Raw genomic sequence first — 16113 nt, forward strand, 5'->3', positions numbered from 1 at the left:
AGTGCAGCATCGTCATCTTCTGCTCGGTGTGCTGGGCCACCTTGCCCTGCGGGTCCCACCCGTTGGTCATGTGGATCATCCGGGCCTGCTCGAGCTTGACCGGGTCCACCCCGCGGGTGACGGTCAGGTAGTCGCGCATGACGATGCCGTGCCGGTTCTCCTCGGCCGTCCAGCGGCCGACCCAGTGGCCCCAGGCGTCGTCCATGGAGAAGTTGGCGGCGATCTCCCGGTGGTAGGTGGGGAGGTTGTCCTCCGTGAGGAGGTTGGTGATCATCGCGGCCTTGGCCACCTCGTCCAGCCGGCTCTCCTCGGGGTCGTAATCCTGACCACCGAGCGCGGCGAAGTTCTTGCCGTCGGACCACGGGATGTAGTCGTGCGGGCTCCAGTCCTTCGTCATCGAGAGATGGCGATTGACGTTGTCCTCGGCGACGCCCGACAGCTCCTTGAGGAGCTCAAGCTGGGTCAGTTGACGGGTCGACATCATTCCTCTTCCGACGTGTGAATCGCGAAACTATCTGCCCAGCCTACGCAAATCGCCCCTGGTACTCAACGTGACCGGGCCGAGTGTGAGCCATCGGCTGGTGTGAGGCATCGGTGCCTCAGGCGCTGGCGGCGGCCGCCTGGCGCTTCTCCTGTTTGGCGGCCTCGCGGGCCAGGGAGCGGTTGCGCATGTCCTCGAACTTGGTCGCGGAGACCTCCAGTTCGTCGAGGAACACGGCCAGTTCCTCGCGCGCCTTCTCGCCCTCGGGGCCGAAGTCGTCGCGCTCGAAGATCTTCCACTTGCGCAGGACGGGCATGACGACCTCGTCCTTGTGCTGGCGCAGGTCGTAGATGCCGTGCTTGGCCATGAGCACGCCGTTGCGGCGGAAGTCGGGCATGCCGAGGCCGGGCATCTCGAAGTGCGTCACGATGTCCGTCACCGCGCGCAGCGCCTGATCCGGCGCCAGGTCGATCGCCGCGCCGCAGATGTTGCGGTAGAAGATCATGTGCAGGTTCTCGTCGGCCGCGATGCGCTGGAGCAGCTTGTCGGCGATCGGGTCGTTGCACGCCTTGCCGGTGTTGCGGTGGCTGACGCGGGTGGCCAGCTCCTGGAAGGTGACGTAGGAGACCAGGTGCAGCAGGCTGCGGTCGTCGAGGCCGGCGCCGGTGTGGCCCTCGGAGGTGGCGCCGTTGCCCATGTGGGTCATCCGGAACTGCTCGAGCTTGACCGGGTCCACGGCGCGGGTGGCCAGCAGGTAGTCGCGCATGGCGATGCCGTGCCGGTTCTCCTCGGCGGTCCAGCGGCCCACCCAGTGGCCCCACGCGTGATCCATGGAGAAGTTCTCCGCGATCTCGCGGTGGTAGCTGGGGAGGTTGTCCTCCGTCAGCAGGTTGGTGATCATCGCCGCGCGCGCGACGTCGGAGAGCTGCGACTGCGACGGGTCCCAGTCCTGGCCGCCCAGCGCCGCGAAGTTGCGGCCCTCCTCCCAGGGCACGTAGTCGTGCGGGTTCCAGTTCTTCGTCATCGACAGGTGCCGGTTGACGTTCTGCTCGGCTACCCCCGAGAGCTCCTGTAGGAGCTCGAGCTGGGTGAGTTCGCGCTGCATTATCCTCCGTCGGCCGTGTTTCACGGCTCCTGGTCAGTCGTACCGTGCGTTGTGGATTCCGTGCCTCCACCGTCGAGCTGTATCGAGGGCGTCCGCTCCAGTGTTACGCCCCCATCCCGGATACGGCCAGGAAAGTGAATTATGTGGTATAGATAACGTCTGGATGTCGCTATGGCGAATTCGAGGTTAAAGAATCCAACCCAGCTCGCGGGCCCGGACGACCGCTTCGTACCGGTTCCCCACGTCGAGCTTGGCCATCGCCGACGACAGGTAGTTCCGCGTGGTGCCGGGGCTCAGATGCGCGCGCTTCGCGATCTCCTCCACCGACGCCCCGTCGGCCGCGAACTCCAGCACGTCGGCCTCCCGGGCGGTGAGCGGCGAATCGCCCGCGCTGATCGCCTCCGCCGCCAGCTCCGGGTCGACGTACCGCCCGCCCCCGTCGACGGTGCGGATCACCTGCGCCAGGGTCGCCGCCGGGACCGTCTTGGGCAGGAAGCCCCGCACCCCGGTGGCCAGGGCGCGCTTGAGGTAGCCGGGCCGGCCGTGGCTGGTCACGATGAGCGTGGCGGCGCCGGGCGTCCGCCGCAGCAGCTCGGCGGCGGTGTCGATGCCGTCCGGACCGGGCATCTGCAGGTCGATAACCGCGACCGCCGGCGGCAGCCCCTCCTGGGCGCGGCGGTCCCAGAGCGCGATCAGCTCGGTGCCGGACGCGGCCTCGGCGACCACGTCGATGTCGTCCTCGAGCCGCAACAGGGCGGCGACGGCCGTGCGGATCAGGTGCTCGTCGTCCGCGATCATGACCTCGATGGGGCCGGTCATCGCTGTTCCTCCCAGGTGGCTTTGAGCGTGAACTCGTCTCCGGTGCGGCGCGCGTCGAGTACGGTTCCGGTCGCCGTGAGGCGGCCCCGCAGGCCCTCGATGCCCGACGGTGCGCCGTCCTCCCCGTCGGGACGGTGCACGCCGTCGTTGCGCAGCACGAGGCCCGCGGGGCTCAGGGTGAGCACGGCCTCGGTGGCAGAGGAGTGTTTGACGATGTTGGTGGTGCCCTCGCGGACCACCCAGGCGGCGGCCTCGTGGAACCGCGGCGGAACCTCGTCGGCGCCGCCGATGAGCCGGAGCCGGCAGCCCGCGGCCGAGAGCAGCGAGCGCGCGCCTTCGACCTCGACGCGGAGGTCGATGTCGCGGTAGCTGCGCACCAGGGCGCGCGCGTCCTCGAGCGAGGTGACTGCGAGGGCCTTCACCTCGTCCATCTCGGTGGCCGCCCGGTCCGCGGCACCGGCGCGGGCCAGCGTGGCGGCCAGCTCGCTCTTCACCGCGACCGCGGCGAACGCGCGGCCCACCACGTCGTGCAAGTCGCGGGAGAAGCGCAGCCGCTCCTCGGCGACCTCGAGTTCGGCGGCGACCTTCTTGCTGTCCTCCAGCTCCGTGAGCACCTGCAGGCTCCACACCGTGGCCTGCGAGGTCCACATCAGGAACACCCCGATCACCAGAATGACGACGACGAACCTGGTGTCGCCGAGCAGGAGTCCCGTCACGGCCGCCGTCGCGAGGAGCCACCACCACCGGTTCCGCATGAACGGGAGCACCGACATCGCGGCCATGCCGACGGCGAAGATCGCGGTGGCCTTCGCGTCGACCCCGTCGACGGTGTCCCGCCGGGCGAGCACGAGGGACACGATCCAGACGCCGGCCAGGCACGCCACCGCGAACCACCACGCGTAGTGGCGCTGGCGCTCGGTGGCGCGGACCGACAGTTCGGGCTGGGCCTCCAGCCCCGCGAGCGCCCCGATCCCCGCGATCACCACGCCGACCACGGGGAAGGCGCTGCTGCCGGAGATCACCACCGACAACACGATCGCGACGAGCACGCTCTGCAGTACCAGCCGGGTGTACAGGCGGAACTTCTCGGGCCCGGATTTCGCGTGCCACCAGTCGAGGGAGCGGCCCACGGGGCTGGGCATCAGCCGCGATCGTCCCAGCGGAACCACCGGTACGCGAGTGCCAGGGAGATCACGGTCCATAGGGCCAGTGTCGCAAGCGGACGCCCGGTGGCGCCGAAGGTCGCCGCGAAGTCGAGCGCGGCGGCGTCGTCGGCGGCGCCCGGCGCGAGGCCGGCCTGGCCCAGCCGGACGAGGTCGGAGATCGCGGCGAACGGAGTCCAGTCGGCGATCGTGGACAGCCGGTCGGGGAGGATCGGGCGGATCGTGCCCATGCCCAGCATCGCGATCATCATCACGGGGATCGAGGTGATCTGCGCGGCCTCGGCGTTCTTGGTCATCGCGCTCGTGGCGAGCGCGAGCAGAGTGAAGATCACGATGCCCGCGGCGAGCGCGAGCAGCATCAGCAGGGCGTTCACGGGGAGCGGCGCCCCCGAGCCGTACACCGCGGCGGCCACGACCGCGGTGCCGATGAGGGTGAGGATGGCCCCGGGGATGGCGGGCGCGGTAAGGATCTGGAGATCGGTGGCCTCGCCGGTGCGGAGCCGCTTGAGCACCCCCTCGGACCGCCGGGTGGTCACCATGGACAGCACCGAGTAGTACTGCACGAACAACAGTGCGCTGAGCGCGAACAGCTCGAAGGTGATGAACGTGCCCATCGGCTTCGGCTCCGCGCCGCCGCGGCCCACGAAGAAGATCAGCAGCGGCATGCCCACGGGGAAGACGGTTCCCATGAACATGAGTGTCTTGTTCCGGCGGAACTGGAGGTACTCGGCCTTGGCGAGGGCGCGCAGTGGGTGCCGGCCGTAGCCCACGCCCTTCTGCGTGACGGTGGCGGTGGTCATCGTGCGGCTCCGATCGTCTCGGGGGATGCGTCGGGGGCGGAGGAGGATTCGTCGGCGACGGCGAGGAACACCGACTCCAGCGAGGGGTGCCGCGCCTGGAGGTCGGCGAGGGCGACGCCGTGCGAGGCGGCCCAGTCGAGCAGGGTGTGCAGGTCCTGCTGCAGGCGGTGCGTCCTGATCGTGGTGCGGCCGCTCGCCGCCGTGGCGACGAGCGCACCGGGAAGGTGGGGCAGCGGCACGCGAGGATCCTCGAAGGCGATCTGCGCGGGGTGGTCCTCGACGATCTCGCGCAGCGTGCCGAGCCGGGCGATGCTGCCGCGGTGCATGATCGCGATGCGATCGGCCAGGGCCTCCGCCTCGTCCAGGTAGTGCGTGGTGAGCACCATCGTGACGCCCGAGGCCTTGAGCTCGGCGAGGAGTTCCCAGGTGGAGCGCCGGCTCTCGGGATCGAGGCCCGTGGTCGGCTCGTCGAGGAACAGCAGCTGCGGCCGGCCCACCAGGGCGCAGGCCAGGTCGACGCGGCGCTGCTCTCCGCCGGAGAGTGAGCCGACTCGGACGTCGGCCCGCTCGGTGAGGCGAACCTTCTCCAACACCACGTCGGAGGTGGTGGGGTTAGAGCAGGTCCCCCGCCACATCTCGAGGGTCTCGCGGACGGTGAGGTCGGAGGGGAGGCCGCCGGACTGGAGCATGATGCCGCAGAGCGGGCGCACCTTCCGGCGGTCGCGGCGCGGGTCCAGGCCGAACACCGCGAGCTCGCCGGCGGTGGGCTCGGCGAGCCCCTCCAGCAGGTCCAGGGTCGAGGTCTTGCCGGCGCCGTTGGTGCCGAGCAGGGCGAACACCTCACCGGGCCGGATGTCCAGGTCGATCCCGCGGACGGCCTCGAAGGCGTTCGCACCGGAGCCGTAGGTGCGGCGCAGGCCGGTGGCGGCGATGACGGGGGCGGTCATGCGGCGCCCCACTTCCGGGTGCCGAGGACCCAGCGCACCGCGAGGTGCAGGGCGACGACGCCGGAGACGATCGCGGCGGCGATCACCGGGGGCTGGAGGATCGCGATCACTGCTGCGAGGAACAGCACCGAGGTCACGATCACGGCGCCCTCCCGGGCCCGGGTCGGGGCGGGGCCGAGGCGCATCGAGTCCATGAGCAGGTCGTGCGCCCCGCCGCGGGACTCGGTCCGGCGGGGTGTCTCGGAGGAGGTGTGGGACAGGGAGTGGAGGTCGTTGGCGTTCATGGTTCAAGCCTCGCCCGGATCCGGCGCCGTCCGTAGTGCCCGCTGTCACCGGTTCCGCCGGGGTTGTCACCGTTTCGTCATGACATTCGTCATGCCGCCCGACGGGGCCCGGACCTGCGGTTCCGGGGTGTCCGGCGTCCGCCCGCGTGGCATGCGCCCCATGCGATCACGAATTCGTTACCGAATCTCAACCTGATTTTCGTCCGCCGGACGCCGAAGTGCAGCACGCTACGGCGGTGACCGCCACGACCGAACGGGTGGAGCCATCACCCAAGAAGGGGCTGGCCGCCAATCTGGTGCCCAAGGACAATCTGCTCTTCCTGTTGTTCGTGGTCCCCAACCTGGCGCTGCTCGCCGTCTTCACCTACCGCCCGCTGATCGACAACGTGCGGCTGAGCTTCCAGGAGTGGTCGCTCGCCAGCGCGGATCCCGCGAGGTGGATCGGGCTGGACAACTACCGTGAGTTCTTCACCAGCGCGGAGAGCTGGAAGGTCGTCACCGTCACGCTGATCTTCACGATCGGCGCGCTGGTCTTCTCCATGGTGCTGGGCCTGGCGCTCGCGATGCTGCTCGACCAGAACCTCAAGGGCCGCAACCTGGTTCGGTCCGCGATCTTCGCGCCGTTCGTCATCTCGGGCGCCGCGATCGGCGCCGCGTTCTACTTCGTGTTCAACCCGCAGTTCGGTGCGGCGGCCTCGATCCTGGGCTGGTTCGGCATCGAGAGTCCGGACTTCTATCAGGAACCGGGGTGGGCGCTGTTCCTGGTGACGTTCACCTACGTCTGGAAGAACCTGGGGTACACCTTCGTCATCTACCTCGCGGCGCTGCAGGGGCTCAACAAGGACCTCGACGAGGCGGCGGCGATCGACGGGACGCCGGCCTGGCGGAAGTTCTGGCGGGTCACACTGCCGCAGCTGCGCCCGGCAACCTTCTTCCTGTCGATCACGGTGCTGCTCAACAGCCTTCAGGTCTTCGACATCGTCAACATCATGTTCCCGGACGGCGGCCCGCAGGGCGGCACCACGACGATGGTCTTCGACATCTACTGGCAGACCTTCCGGAACCAGCGCGCGGGCTACGGGGCCACGATCGCGACGATCATGTTCATCGCATTGCTCATCGTCACGGTGATCCAGGTCCGGATGATGGATCGGGGGGACGACAAGTGAGCGGTTCGCCCACGAGCGACATCGGTAAGAAGGCGATCGGTTACGCCGGGATGCTCGCCGCCCTGGCACTGGTGGTCGTGCCGGTGTACTTCATCTTCATCACCTCGTTCAAGGACCGGCCGGACATCTTCGTCTCGCCCGCCACCTGGTGGCCGCCCACCTGGTACCCGGACAACTACAGCTACGTCACGCAGGAGATCCCGTACTGGGACTACCTGAAGAACTCGGCCGTCATCACGCTGGTCACGGGCGGCATCAAGTTCGTGCTCGGGGTGACCAGCGCGTACGCGCTGGTGTTCCTGCGCTTCCCGTTCAAGAAGGCGCTGTTCGTGCTGATCATCGCCGCGCTGATGGTGCCCAACCAGATCACGGTGATCTCGAACTACGCGTTGATGGCCGATATGCGAAACACCTTCCGCGGCATCATCCTGCCGCTGTTGGGCGTGGCGTTCGGCACCTTCCTCATGCGCAATCACTTCCTCTCGCTGCCCAAGGAGATCGTGGAGGCCGCGCGGATGGACGGGGCGGGCCACCTTCGGCTGCTGTTCCGGGTGATCCTGCCCATCTCGATCCCCACGATGGTGGCGTTCGCGGTGATCACCCTGGTGAACGAGTGGAACGAGTACCTGTGGCCGTTCCTCATGTCGGACAACGCCGCCGTGGCCCCGCTGCCCGTCGGCCTCACGCTGCTGCAGAACACCGAGCAGGGCGTGAACTGGGGGCCCGTCATGGCGGCGACGCTGCTCACCGCGCTGCCGATGCTCATCGTCTTCCTGATCCTGCAACGGCAGATGATCAAGGGCCTCACGTCCGGCGCAGTCAAGGGCTGACCGGGATCCACCACCAGAAGTAACCAAGGGAGAAACTCATGGTCGACCTCACCAGACGCGGCTTCCTCGCGGCCGGACTCGCCGCCACCGCGGCCGTCGCGGCAGCCTGCGCGGGTTCCGGCGGATCCGGCGGCTCGTCGAACTCCGGCGGGAGCGGCGGCGACATCACGCTGCGCTTCCTCACCAATCATCCCGGCAGCTCGAAGGCCGTGGAGCAGGAGCTGATCGACGCGTTCCAGAAGGCCAACGCGGGCATCAAGATCGAGCTCCTCGACGGCGGCAAGGACTACGAGGAGGTGGCGCAGAAGTTCCAGACCGCCCTCTCCGGCGGCACCAAGCCGGACATCATCGTGGTCTCCGACGTCACCTGGTTCAACTTCGCCCTGAACAAGCAGATCGCGCCGCTCGACGACCTGTTCGCCGGCGCGAACCTCAAGCCGGGCGACTACGTCGACTCGCTGCTCGCGGACACGAAGTTCGACGGCAAGCACTACGCGGTGCCCTACGCCCGCTCGACGCCGCTGTTCTACTACAACAAGGACGTGTGGAAGAAGGCCGGCCTCGAGGATCGCGGCCCGAAGGACTGGGACGAGTTCGTCTCCTGGGCGCCGCGGATCCAGGAGGCCATCGGCGGCGATAAGAAGGCCATCGTGCTCGCCGATTCGGCGAACTACATCGACTGGGTCTTCGAGGGCTGGAACTGGTCGAAGGGCGGCGCCTACTCGGACGGCTGGGACCTCACGTTCACCTCCCCGGAGTCGGTCGCCGCGGCGAACCAGCTCAAGGACGTGGTCGGCAAGTGGGGCCGCCTGACCAGCAAGCCGGAGAACGACTTCGGCGCCGGGCTGGCCGCCGTCACACTGCAGTCCACCGGGTCGCTCAAGACCATCAGCACCACCGCGAAGTTCGAGCTGGGCACCGCGTTCCTGCCCGGCCCGCAGGGGAAGTCCTGCCCCACCGGCGGCGCCGGCGTGGCCGTGGCGGCCGATATCGCCGACGACCGCAAGGCGGCCGCGGTGAAGTTCATCGAGTTCCTCACGAACACGGAGAACACGGCCAAGTTCTCGCAGGCGACCGGCTACATGCCCGTGCGCAAGGCGGCCGTCGACGATCCGTCGATGAAGGCCTTCATCGAGAAGAACCCCAACTTCGGTACGGCCGTGCAGCAGTTGCCGCACACCCGCGTCCAGGACAACGCCCGCGTGTTCGTGCCGGGCGGTGGCCGCGACATCGGGCAGGCGCTGCAGCAGATCGCCACCGGCGGTGACGCGGCGGCGGTGCTCGGCGCCCTGCAGAAGACGATCCAGGGAAAGATCGATTCGCAGATCACCCCGAAGCTGCCCAAGTAGCCGGCAGCTTTCGTAGCGGAGTAACGAGGAGTCAAGGAACACCATGGCAACGGTGCGTTTCGACGGGGCGACGGTCCAGTACCCCGGAGCCGACCGGCCTTCGGTCAGCTCGCTCGACCTGGACATCGCCGACGGCGAGTTCGTCGTGCTGGTCGGCCCTTCCGGGTGCGGCAAGTCGACCAGCCTGCGGGCGCTCGCCGGCCTCGAGGCGGTGACCGACGGCCGCATCCTCATCGACGATGCGGACGTGACCGCGGTCTCGCCGAAGAAGCGCGACGTGGCCATGGTGTTCCAGAACTACGCGCTCTACCCCAACATGACGGTGGCGCAGAACATGGGCTTCGCCCTGCGTAACGCCGGTGTGTCCAAGGAGGACACGGCGAAGCAGGTGGCCGAGGCCGCCGCCATGCTGGAGCTCGAGCCGCTGCTCGACCGGAAGCCCGCGCGGCTCTCCGGCGGGCAGCGGCAGCGCGTCGCGATGGGGCGGGCCATCGTCCGGCATCCCAAGGTCTTCGCCATGGACGAACCGCTGTCGAATCTCGATGCACGGCTGCGGGTCTCGACACGGTCGCAGATCTCGGCGCTGCAGCGGCGGCTCGGCGTCACCACCCTGTACGTGACCCATGATCAGGTCGAGGCGATGACGATGGGCGACAGGGTCGCCGTCCTCAAAGACGGCCTGCTGCAGCAGGTGGCGCCGCCGCGCGAGCTCTACGACGATCCGGTGAACACCTTCGTCGCGGGCTTCCTGGGCTCGCCGGGCATGAACCTGCTGACGGTGCCGCGGACGGAGGCCGGCGCGCAGATCGCGGGCGCGACCGTGGCGGTGCCGCGCACCGTCGAATCGGGGGAGACGGTGACCGTCGGGCTGCGGCCCGAGGCGCTCGACGTGGTGTCCCCGGATGCCGCCGGCGCCGCGCGCGGGACCGTGGCCCTCGTGGAGGAGTTGGGCGCTGAGGCGCTGGTGTACGTGACCGTGGACGGGCAGGACAAGCCGGTCGTGGCGCGCGTGGACCGCGCGACGACGCTACGAGCCGGCGAGGAGGCGGGGCTCATCCCCGCCGCCGAGCAGGCGCTGTTCTTCCACGCGGAATCGGGCGACCGCCTGCGCTGATCCGGTGCGCCGCAGGAACCTCCGGCGGTCGGCGGTGCGCCGATGCAGGCGCAGCATCGTCTCCACCGCGCGGTCCCAGGTGTACTCCTCGGCGCACGCCCGCGCGGCGGCCCCGTAGTCACCGCGCTCCACCACGGCCCGCACCGCCGCGGCGAATGCGGCGCCCGTGTCCGCGGCCGGGAGCCCGCAGCCCGCGCCGGCCACGGCGGAGAGGGCGCTGTTGCGGGACACCACGATCGGCGTCCCCGAGGCCAGGGCTTCCATGGCGCTGAGGCCGAAGGTCTCGTGCGGCCCAGGGCAGATCGCCGCGTCGGCGCAGGCGAGGAGGTCGGCGAGGGCCTCGCGGTCGTCGAGGTGCCCGGTGAAGGTGACGGGCAATCCTGCTGCCTGCCTGCGGAGTTCACCCTCCATCGCGCCGCCGCCCGCGATCACCAGGCGGGCGCGGGCACCGTCGGACACCAGGGCGCGCAGCACCTCGATGCCCCGCGCCGGGTGCTTCTCCATCGAGAGCCGGCACGACTGCACGAGCAGGATGTCGGCGGGGCGCGCCTCGCCCGGGCTCGCCCCGGACGCCCACCGTTCCCGCGCCCGCGGCGTGGCCCGGCCGGGGTGGAAGGTGTCGAGGTCCACGCCGAGCGGCACCGTCTCGACGTTGGGCGCGTGCACCCGGGCGAACTCCTCGCCCGCGAATCCGGTGGTGCAGACGACGGTGTCGTAGCTGCGCGCCGTGCCGAGGTTCGCCACGTCGGAAGCCCATGTCGCGACGGCCGGTGGTGCGCCCAGTTCGATCATCCGGTCCAGCCGCTCGTGGCTGATCATGATCGACCCGATGCCCCGGGCCTTCGCCCACGGGCCCATGCCTCGCAGAGTGAGCCGGTCGGAGACCTCGAGGCTGTCGGCACCCAGCTGGGGGAGCAGCCGGCGGATCCGGACGGGGCTCGCGGCGCGGTAGCCCTGCACCTGGAAGAACTGCCGGCCGGGCACGGTGATGCGGCGAACACCGGAGTCGAGTACCTCGTCGGCGGGCCGCGCGCCGGCCACGACGAGGGTCGCGGCGTGCCCGCGCGCGACGTAGCCCGCGCCCAGTTGGTCGACCGCGGTGCGCAGGCCGCCCGAGCGCGGGCCGTAGAAGTTCGCCAATTGGACGATGTGCATGGGGCCAGGCTGCCCGGGGGTGCGGACGGCGGGGTGAACGTGCGGGATCATGTGGGCGAACTGTTCTCGTGCACGGGCCTGCGCGCGCACAATCATGTCCATGACCGTTCGCCTGAATCCGTACATCAGCTTCGCCGACACCGCCCGCGAGGCCCTGGAGTTCTACCGTGACGTGTTCGGGGGTGACCTCGAGATCTCGACGTTCGAGGGAATGCCGCCGGAGATGGGAATCGATCCGTCCGAGGCGACGAAGGTGATGCACGGGATGCTCACCACGCCGGACGGCTTCACCCTCATGTGCGCCGACACCCCGTCGAGCATGGCGCGCACCGTCGGCGACGACGTCTCCGTGTCGCTGTCCGGTGACGACCTGGACACGCTCACCGGCTGGTGGGAGAAGCTCTCCGCCGGCGGCACCGTGACCGCACCGTTCATGAAGGCTCCCTGGGGCGACACGTTCGGCATGTGCACCGACCGCTTCGGCGTCCACTGGATGGTCAACGCCGCCGCGTCGTAGCGCGATCCCGCTGCTACGATTTCCGGCGGCGCCCCCCTAGCTCAATTGGCAGAGCATCGGACTTTTAATCCGCTGGTTGTGGGTTCGAGTCCCACGGGGGGTACGACACCCCGGCTGCGCCCGCAACGGCGCTGCTCGAGTCAGGCCTCAGCGACGGCGCGGAAGCGCTCGAGGTAGAGCGGCCAGCCGTTCGCGCCGTCAAGGGTGTCGAAGGCCTGCCAGCCCTCGCCGTGCCGGTCCAGGTGCCGGTGCTCGACCTCGACCCGGGTGCGCGACGGGGCCTCGGCGACGAATCGGATCTCCACCTCGCTGGCCCGGGACGGGTCGGTCTCGATCTGGAAGCGCGGGCTGATGTCCCAGGTGAACGTCAGCGTGTTCGGCGGATCGCAGGCGAGCACGCGCGCCCACGTGCACACGGTGCCGTCGGTCCCGACGTCGTAGATCGTGCCGCCCGCGTGCGGTTCGAGCACGGTCCGTTCGATGGGCACGGCGAGCAGGTTGTGCTCGCGCGGTTTGATCTCGTCGAACCGTTCGGTGAAGACCCGGAAGGCGAAGTCGATCGGTACGTCGACGGTGATGTCGACCCGCAACTCGGTGCGTTCGGATGTCGCGCTCATGACGGTGGGTTCCCTTCCTCGGAGTAGGCCTGTTCGGCCAGCTGCTTGAACGTGGTCAGCGTCTGTGTCCAGTAACTCTCGAGCTCGCGGCGCATGGCGGCGAGGCCGTCGGGGCGGGGGCGGTAGAGGCGTTCGCGCCCCTGCTTGTGCACGTCCACGAGGCGCGCGTCCAGGAGGACGCGCAGGTGCTGCGAGACGGCGGGCCGGCTGACGGGGAGGTCCCGCGCGATCGCGGTGACCGAGCAGGGCCCGGCGGCCACGCGCGCGAACACCGTTCGCCGGGTGGGATCGGCGAGGGCGGACCAGGGGTCGGCGGTGATGGACACAATGCGTAAGTTACTACTTACGCATTGTGTCGTCAACGGTCAGCCACCGTACGGGGCGAGCGCGAACCTGCCCCACGCGATGAAGGCGAACGCGGCGATGAACACCACGTCGCCGGCCATGTAGGCCCACTCGTCGCGGCGGAAACGCGTGGTGGCCGCGCCCGCCATGAACAGCGCGAGCCCGCACGCGGCGAGCGGCGAGAGCACCTCGGCCACGCCCACCAGCGGCGGCAGGACGAGGCCGACCCCACCGGTCGCCTTGATCGCCCCGATGGCCTTGAGGTGCCCGTCGCCGAAGTCGTCGACCCAGTGCTGGTTCGCGCCCAGCGCCCGGTACCGCTCGCGCGGCAGCAGGATCAGGGCGCCACCTCCCGCGACGAAGCCGGCGGCCAGGAGCCCGGTGATGATCCACAGTGCGGTGTTCATGGGAATTCCCTCCTCGTTACGTTCGCCCGTTCGGGCTCGTCACTGTGATGACGGATCACGACGTGGAAAGGTAACGACGATGGAACGACCAGCTCTGGCCGAGCGGTTCGAGGAGCACCGGCCCCGGCTCCTCGCGGTCGCCACGCGCGCGCTCGGCTCGCGTGCGGACGCCGAGGACGCCGTGCAGGAGGCCTGGTTGCGGCTCGCCGCGTACGACGGTGCGCCCATCGACAATCTCGCCGGCTGGCTCACCCGGGTGGTGGGCCGGATCTGCATCGACGCGCTGCGCCGCCGCGCCTCGCGCGCCGAGACCGGCCTCGACGGGCTGGCGACCGACCCGGTGGTCACCGAGGACGTGGACGGCCCCGAGGACGCGGCCGTGGCCGCCGACGCGGTGGGCCTCGCGATGATGGTGGTGCTGGAATCGCTGCGGCCCGAGGAGCGCCTGGCGTTCGTGCTGCACGACATGTTCGCCGTGCCCTTCGCGGAGATCGGCCCGATCGTGGGCCGGTCGCCCGACGCGGCGAAGATGCTGGCGAGCCGGGCCCGTCGCCGGGTCCAGGACCAGCCGCGACCGTCGATCGACAGGCAGCAGCAGCGCGCGGTGGTGGACGCCTTCCTCGCCGCAGCCCGCGACGGCGATTTCGACGCCCTGCTCGCGGTGCTCGACCCGGACGTCACGTGGACCCGGCACACCGCGCGCGGCCGGATCACGTCGGCGGGGGCGAACGAGGTCCTGGCGCTCGCCCGGCGCGGTGCGGGCGCTCAGATCGAGGCGCGCCGGGTCAGCGTCAACGGCGCGCCCGGGATCCTGGTGTGGAGCCCGGCGGGGCGGCCGCTGGCCCTCATGGCCTGCACCGTGGTGGGCGGGGTGATCGTGGACCTCGAGTCCATCGTGGACTCGCGCCGGCTCGCCGCGATGGAGCTGCCCTCCCTCTGACGGTTTCGACGGTGCGCTCACCACCGCCGCGTGCGCCGGCCCCCGAACCGCAGGCGGAAACGCGGCACCGCCAGTGAGAACACGGGGCGGCGCCCGGCGAGGTGGGCGAGGGGGCCGGCACCGTCGAACTCCCACTCCGCGCGGACGGGCCGCGCCCGGACCAGGCCCGCCACCGGGGTCCGCGCCCCGCCGGCGTCGTCGCCCTGGAGCAGCCGGAAGGCGATGGGCAGGAACGGGAGCACCCACCGGGGCGGCCGGGGCAGACGCGCGGTGGCGACCGATTCCGCGGCGTACCGGTCGAGCCGTCGCACCGCGAACCCGTTGAGCTCCTTGGGGATCGACCACAGCTCGCGGCCGCCGGCGCGCGATGCGGCGCTGTCGACCTGGATGAACGGGATCGTGACGAAGGGGAGCAGGCGGCGCACGCTCACCGTGGTGCACATGATCTCGTTGTAGGTGAGCGGACTGGGGGGCTCGTAGACGAAGAACGCGGTGGCCACGATGCGCCGGCCGAAGACGGTGAGCGTGCGGGCGCCCGACGGGAGCGGCGGATCCGGGGCATCGTCGCCGGGCACGAGGAACAGGCTGACGAGGCAGTGGCCGGTCAGGTGCCAGGGCTCGGGCGGGTAGGTCACGTCCATGAGAACTCCTCGGGAGCGAGCCGCGCGGTGGCGTCTGCGTAGGTGCGGGTGTTGCCCGGCCAGTTCGACGTGATGCGCCCCGACGGGTGGCGGTACCAGCTCTCGCAGTGCCCCCACACGGAGCGCTCCAGGCGGTGCTGCACCGCGTGGTCGAACCGGTCCGCAGCCTCCCGCGTCACCGCGACGCTGCGGTGACCGCCGTCGCGCATCCGGCGGAGCACGTCCCGGATGTGGCGCGCCTGGGCCTCGAGCATGTAGACGATCGACCCGCCGCCCAGATTGGTGTTGGGGCCGTAGGCGACGAAGAAGTTCGGAAAGCCGGGCACGTGCATGCCGAGGTGGGCGCGCGCACCGTCGGCCCACGCGTCGGCCAGCAGTCGGCTGCCCGTGCCCTCGATCCGCATGGAGGACAGGAAGTTCTGGGCGTCGAAGCCGGTGGCGAAGACGATCGCGTCGACCTCGTGGTGGACGCCGTCGGCGACGAGCCCGGTCTCGGTGACCTCGCCGACCGCGGCGGTGACGAGCCCGACGTGGGGCCGGGTCATCGTGGGGTAGAAGCTGTTGGCGAACAGGATCCGGCGGCAGCCCACCGGGTAGTCCGGGGTGAGCGCCTCCCGCAGCGCGCGGTCTCGCACGCGCAGCCGCAGATGCGTCAGCGCGAGTGCGCGGATGATCCGGCCGGCGCGGGAGTCGTCGTCGAGACCGCGGGAGAACTGTTCGGCGATGGACCAGAACGTCTCCCGCTCCCGCTGCAGCGCGCCCGGGACGTTCCGGAACGCGCCGCGGTACAGGCGCCCGTACCGCTGGTCGGGGCGGGGGAGGATGTACGACGGGGTGCGCTGGAACACGAGGAGTTCCGAGGCCCGGTCGGCGAGGTGCGGGATGAACTGGATCGCGCTCGCCCCGGTGCCCACCACTGCGATCCGCTTGCCGGACAACGGTGCCGAGTGGTCCCACCGGGCGGAGTGGAACGCGATGCCGCGGAAACGGTCGATGCCGGGGATGGCCGGAAGCGCCGGATCGGACAGCTGCCCGACGGCGCTCACCAGCACGTCCACCCGGTCGACGGTGCCGTCCGCGAGCCCGACCTCCCACTGCGAGCGCGCCTCGTCGAACGTCGCGGCCACCACGGTGGCGCCGGTCCGCACCCGCGGCGTCACGCCGTACTTCGCCGCGGTCCGCCGCAGGTACGTGAGGATCTGGGGCTGGTGGGCGTAGCGCGAGGCCCACCCGGTGAAGGGCTCGAAGGAGAAGGAGTACAGGGCCGACGGGACGTCGCACGCGGCTCCGGGGTAGGTGTTGTCGCGCCAGACGCCGCCGATCGAGTCGGAGCGCTCCCACAGCCGGATGTCGTCGTGGCCGTCCTCCAGGAGGGTGATCGCGACGGCGAGCGCGCCGAAGCCGGAACCGATGATGCCGATCGAGGGCAT

Annotated in this window: 19 protein-coding genes and 1 tRNA gene; 7 read left to right on the forward strand and 13 right to left on the reverse strand. The window is 70.1% G+C overall.

All coding sequences use genetic code 11. From position 1 onward, the window contains the following. The 7 genes from BN39_RS09965 to BN39_RS09995 form a co-directional block, all read right to left on the reverse strand. Positions 1-484: acyl-ACP desaturase (locus BN39_RS09965; protein WP_159103236.1), on the reverse strand; the 484-nt coding region annotated here is incomplete at its 3' end. 115 nt (positions 485-599) lie between these two features. Beyond that, positions 600-1586, reverse strand: a complete 987-nt coding sequence (locus BN39_RS09970; RefSeq protein ID WP_019202254.1) for an acyl-ACP desaturase — start codon at positions 1584-1586, stop codon at positions 600-602. 186 nt (positions 1587-1772) lie between these two features. Beyond that, the gene (locus BN39_RS09975) at positions 1773-2405 is read right to left on the reverse strand and encodes a DNA-binding response regulator (RefSeq protein WP_019202255.1); all 633 of its coding nucleotides are present in this window, start codon (positions 2403-2405) and stop codon (positions 1773-1775) included. Then, on the reverse strand, positions 2402-3547 hold the full coding sequence (locus tag BN39_RS09980) for a sensor histidine kinase (protein WP_019202256.1): 1146 nt from the start codon (positions 3545-3547) through the stop codon (positions 2402-2404). The genes BN39_RS09975 and BN39_RS09980 overlap by 4 nt, the downstream gene beginning before the upstream one ends. Beyond that, positions 3547-4368: an ABC transporter permease gene (locus tag BN39_RS09985; protein ID WP_019202257.1), complete on the reverse strand. Its 822-nt coding sequence runs from the start codon at positions 4366-4368 to the stop codon at positions 3547-3549. Before BN39_RS09985 ends, BN39_RS09980 begins: the two co-directional genes overlap by 1 nt. Next, complete coding sequence (locus BN39_RS09990) at positions 4365-5315, reverse strand: ABC transporter ATP-binding protein (protein ID WP_019202258.1); 951 nt, start codon at positions 5313-5315, stop codon at positions 4365-4367. Before BN39_RS09990 ends, BN39_RS09985 begins: the two co-directional genes overlap by 4 nt. Continuing rightward, positions 5312-5599: a hypothetical protein gene (locus BN39_RS09995; protein ID WP_019202259.1), complete on the reverse strand. Its 288-nt coding sequence runs from the start codon at positions 5597-5599 to the stop codon at positions 5312-5314. The genes BN39_RS09990 and BN39_RS09995 overlap by 4 nt, the downstream gene beginning before the upstream one ends. Positions 5600-5835: 236 nt before the next feature. On the opposite strand from BN39_RS09995, the gene BN39_RS10000 reads away from it, so the two are divergent. From BN39_RS10000 to BN39_RS10015, 4 genes are read left to right on the forward strand one after another with little or no spacing between them, the layout of a single operon-like run. Beyond that, on the forward strand, positions 5836-6768 hold the full coding sequence (locus BN39_RS10000; RefSeq protein WP_019202260.1) for an ABC transporter permease subunit: 933 nt from the start codon (positions 5836-5838) through the stop codon (positions 6766-6768). Positions 6769-6818: 50 nt separating this feature from the next. Beyond that, the gene (locus tag BN39_RS10005) at positions 6819-7598 is read left to right on the forward strand and encodes a carbohydrate ABC transporter permease (protein ID WP_237741683.1); all 780 of its coding nucleotides are present in this window, start codon (positions 6819-6821) and stop codon (positions 7596-7598) included. Between the two features lie 38 nt (positions 7599-7636). After that, positions 7637-8947 carry an ABC transporter substrate-binding protein gene (locus tag BN39_RS10010; protein ID WP_019202262.1) on the forward strand — a complete coding sequence of 437 codons (1311 nt, stop codon included), beginning with the start codon at positions 7637-7639 and terminating at the stop codon, positions 8945-8947. 43 nt (positions 8948-8990) lie between these two features. Then, positions 8991-10061: an ABC transporter ATP-binding protein gene (locus BN39_RS10015; RefSeq protein WP_019202263.1), complete on the forward strand. Its 1071-nt coding sequence runs from the start codon at positions 8991-8993 to the stop codon at positions 10059-10061. Here BN39_RS10015 and BN39_RS10020 read toward each other — a convergent pair. Further along, the gene (locus tag BN39_RS10020) at positions 9975-11216 is read right to left on the reverse strand and encodes a glycosyltransferase (RefSeq protein WP_081586071.1); all 1242 of its coding nucleotides are present in this window, start codon (positions 11214-11216) and stop codon (positions 9975-9977) included. The two genes, BN39_RS10015 and BN39_RS10020, sit on opposite strands and share 87 nt — an antisense overlap. Positions 11217-11316: 100 nt before the next feature. Here BN39_RS10020 and BN39_RS10025 point away from each other — a divergent pair, with 100 nt between their 5' ends. Together BN39_RS10025 and BN39_RS10030 are read left to right on the forward strand one after the other, a co-directional pair. Further along, positions 11317-11733, forward strand: coding sequence for a VOC family protein (locus BN39_RS10025; protein ID WP_040767299.1), 417 nt, complete (start codon positions 11317-11319; stop codon positions 11731-11733). Positions 11734-11763: 30 nt separating this feature from the next. Next, positions 11764-11836, forward strand: a tRNA-Lys gene (locus BN39_RS10030). A gap of 37 nt (positions 11837-11873) precedes the next feature. Here BN39_RS10030 and BN39_RS10035 read toward each other — a convergent pair. The 3 genes from BN39_RS10035 to BN39_RS10045 are packed head-to-tail and all read right to left on the reverse strand — an operon-like array spanning position 11874 to position 13102. Continuing rightward, positions 11874-12350 (reverse strand): SRPBCC family protein, encoded by a 477-nt coding sequence (locus BN39_RS10035; RefSeq protein ID WP_019202266.1) that lies wholly within the window; start codon positions 12348-12350, stop codon positions 11874-11876. Continuing rightward, complete coding sequence (locus tag BN39_RS10040; protein ID WP_019202267.1) at positions 12347-12676, reverse strand: helix-turn-helix transcriptional regulator; 330 nt, start codon at positions 12674-12676, stop codon at positions 12347-12349. Before BN39_RS10040 ends, BN39_RS10035 begins: the two co-directional genes overlap by 4 nt. Positions 12677-12715: 39 nt before the next feature. Continuing rightward, a complete protein-coding gene (locus tag BN39_RS10045) occupies positions 12716-13102 on the reverse strand; it encodes a DoxX family protein (protein WP_019202268.1) in 387 nt (128 codons plus the stop codon). 79 nt (positions 13103-13181) lie between these two features. Here BN39_RS10045 and BN39_RS10050 point away from each other — a divergent pair, with 79 nt between their 5' ends. Then, a complete protein-coding gene (locus tag BN39_RS10050; RefSeq protein ID WP_019202269.1) occupies positions 13182-14042 on the forward strand; it encodes a sigma-70 family RNA polymerase sigma factor in 861 nt (286 codons plus the stop codon). 17 nt (positions 14043-14059) lie between these two features. Here the strand turns inward: BN39_RS10050 and BN39_RS10055 are convergent, their stop codons facing one another. Then, positions 14060-14683 carry a hypothetical protein gene (locus tag BN39_RS10055; protein ID WP_019202270.1) on the reverse strand — a complete coding sequence of 208 codons (624 nt, stop codon included), beginning with the start codon at positions 14681-14683 and terminating at the stop codon, positions 14060-14062. Then, complete coding sequence (locus tag BN39_RS10060; RefSeq protein ID WP_019202271.1) at positions 14674-16113, reverse strand: NAD(P)/FAD-dependent oxidoreductase; 1440 nt, start codon at positions 16111-16113, stop codon at positions 14674-14676. The genes BN39_RS10055 and BN39_RS10060 overlap by 10 nt, the downstream gene beginning before the upstream one ends.

The sequence above is a fragment of the Tsukamurella sp. 1534 genome (genome assembly GCF_000312385.1).
Lineage (GTDB): Bacteria > Actinomycetota > Actinomycetes > Mycobacteriales > Mycobacteriaceae > Tsukamurella.

What these genes read in the sequence shown, in the direction of transcription:
- BN39_RS09970 (WP_019202254.1), bottom strand. Translation starts at nt 1,586, where the DNA reads ATGCAGCGCGAACTCACCCAGCTCGAGCTCCTACAGGAGCTCTCGGGG.
- BN39_RS09975 (WP_019202255.1), bottom strand. Translation starts at nt 2,405, where the DNA reads ATGACCGGCCCCATCGAGGTCATGATCGCGGACGACGAGCACCTGATC.
- BN39_RS09980 (WP_019202256.1), bottom strand. Translation starts at nt 3,547, where the DNA reads ATGCCCAGCCCCGTGGGCCGCTCCCTCGACTGGTGGCACGCGAAATCC.
- BN39_RS09985 (WP_019202257.1), bottom strand. Translation starts at nt 4,368, where the DNA reads ATGACCACCGCCACCGTCACGCAGAAGGGCGTGGGCTACGGCCGGCAC.
- BN39_RS09990 (WP_019202258.1), bottom strand. Translation starts at nt 5,315, where the DNA reads ATGACCGCCCCCGTCATCGCCGCCACCGGCCTGCGCCGCACCTACGGC.
- BN39_RS09995 (WP_019202259.1), bottom strand. Translation starts at nt 5,599, where the DNA reads ATGAACGCCAACGACCTCCACTCCCTGTCCCACACCTCCTCCGAGACA.
- BN39_RS10005 (WP_237741683.1), top strand. Translation starts at nt 6,819, where the DNA reads ATGCTCGCCGCCCTGGCACTGGTGGTCGTGCCGGTGTACTTCATCTTC.
- BN39_RS10010 (WP_019202262.1), top strand. Translation starts at nt 7,637, where the DNA reads ATGGTCGACCTCACCAGACGCGGCTTCCTCGCGGCCGGACTCGCCGCC.
- BN39_RS10015 (WP_019202263.1), top strand. Translation starts at nt 8,991, where the DNA reads ATGGCAACGGTGCGTTTCGACGGGGCGACGGTCCAGTACCCCGGAGCC.
- BN39_RS10020 (WP_081586071.1), bottom strand. Translation starts at nt 11,216, where the DNA reads ATGCACATCGTCCAATTGGCGAACTTCTACGGCCCGCGCTCGGGCGGC.
- BN39_RS10025 (WP_040767299.1), top strand. Translation starts at nt 11,317, where the DNA reads ATGACCGTTCGCCTGAATCCGTACATCAGCTTCGCCGACACCGCCCGC.
- BN39_RS10035 (WP_019202266.1), bottom strand. Translation starts at nt 12,350, where the DNA reads ATGAGCGCGACATCCGAACGCACCGAGTTGCGGGTCGACATCACCGTC.
- BN39_RS10045 (WP_019202268.1), bottom strand. Translation starts at nt 13,102, where the DNA reads ATGAACACCGCACTGTGGATCATCACCGGGCTCCTGGCCGCCGGCTTC.
- BN39_RS10050 (WP_019202269.1), top strand. Translation starts at nt 13,182, where the DNA reads ATGGAACGACCAGCTCTGGCCGAGCGGTTCGAGGAGCACCGGCCCCGG.
- BN39_RS10055 (WP_019202270.1), bottom strand. Translation starts at nt 14,683, where the DNA reads ATGGACGTGACCTACCCGCCCGAGCCCTGGCACCTGACCGGCCACTGC.
- BN39_RS10060 (WP_019202271.1), bottom strand. Translation starts at nt 16,113, where the DNA reads ATGCCCTCGATCGGCATCATCGGTTCCGGCTTCGGCGCGCTCGCCGTC.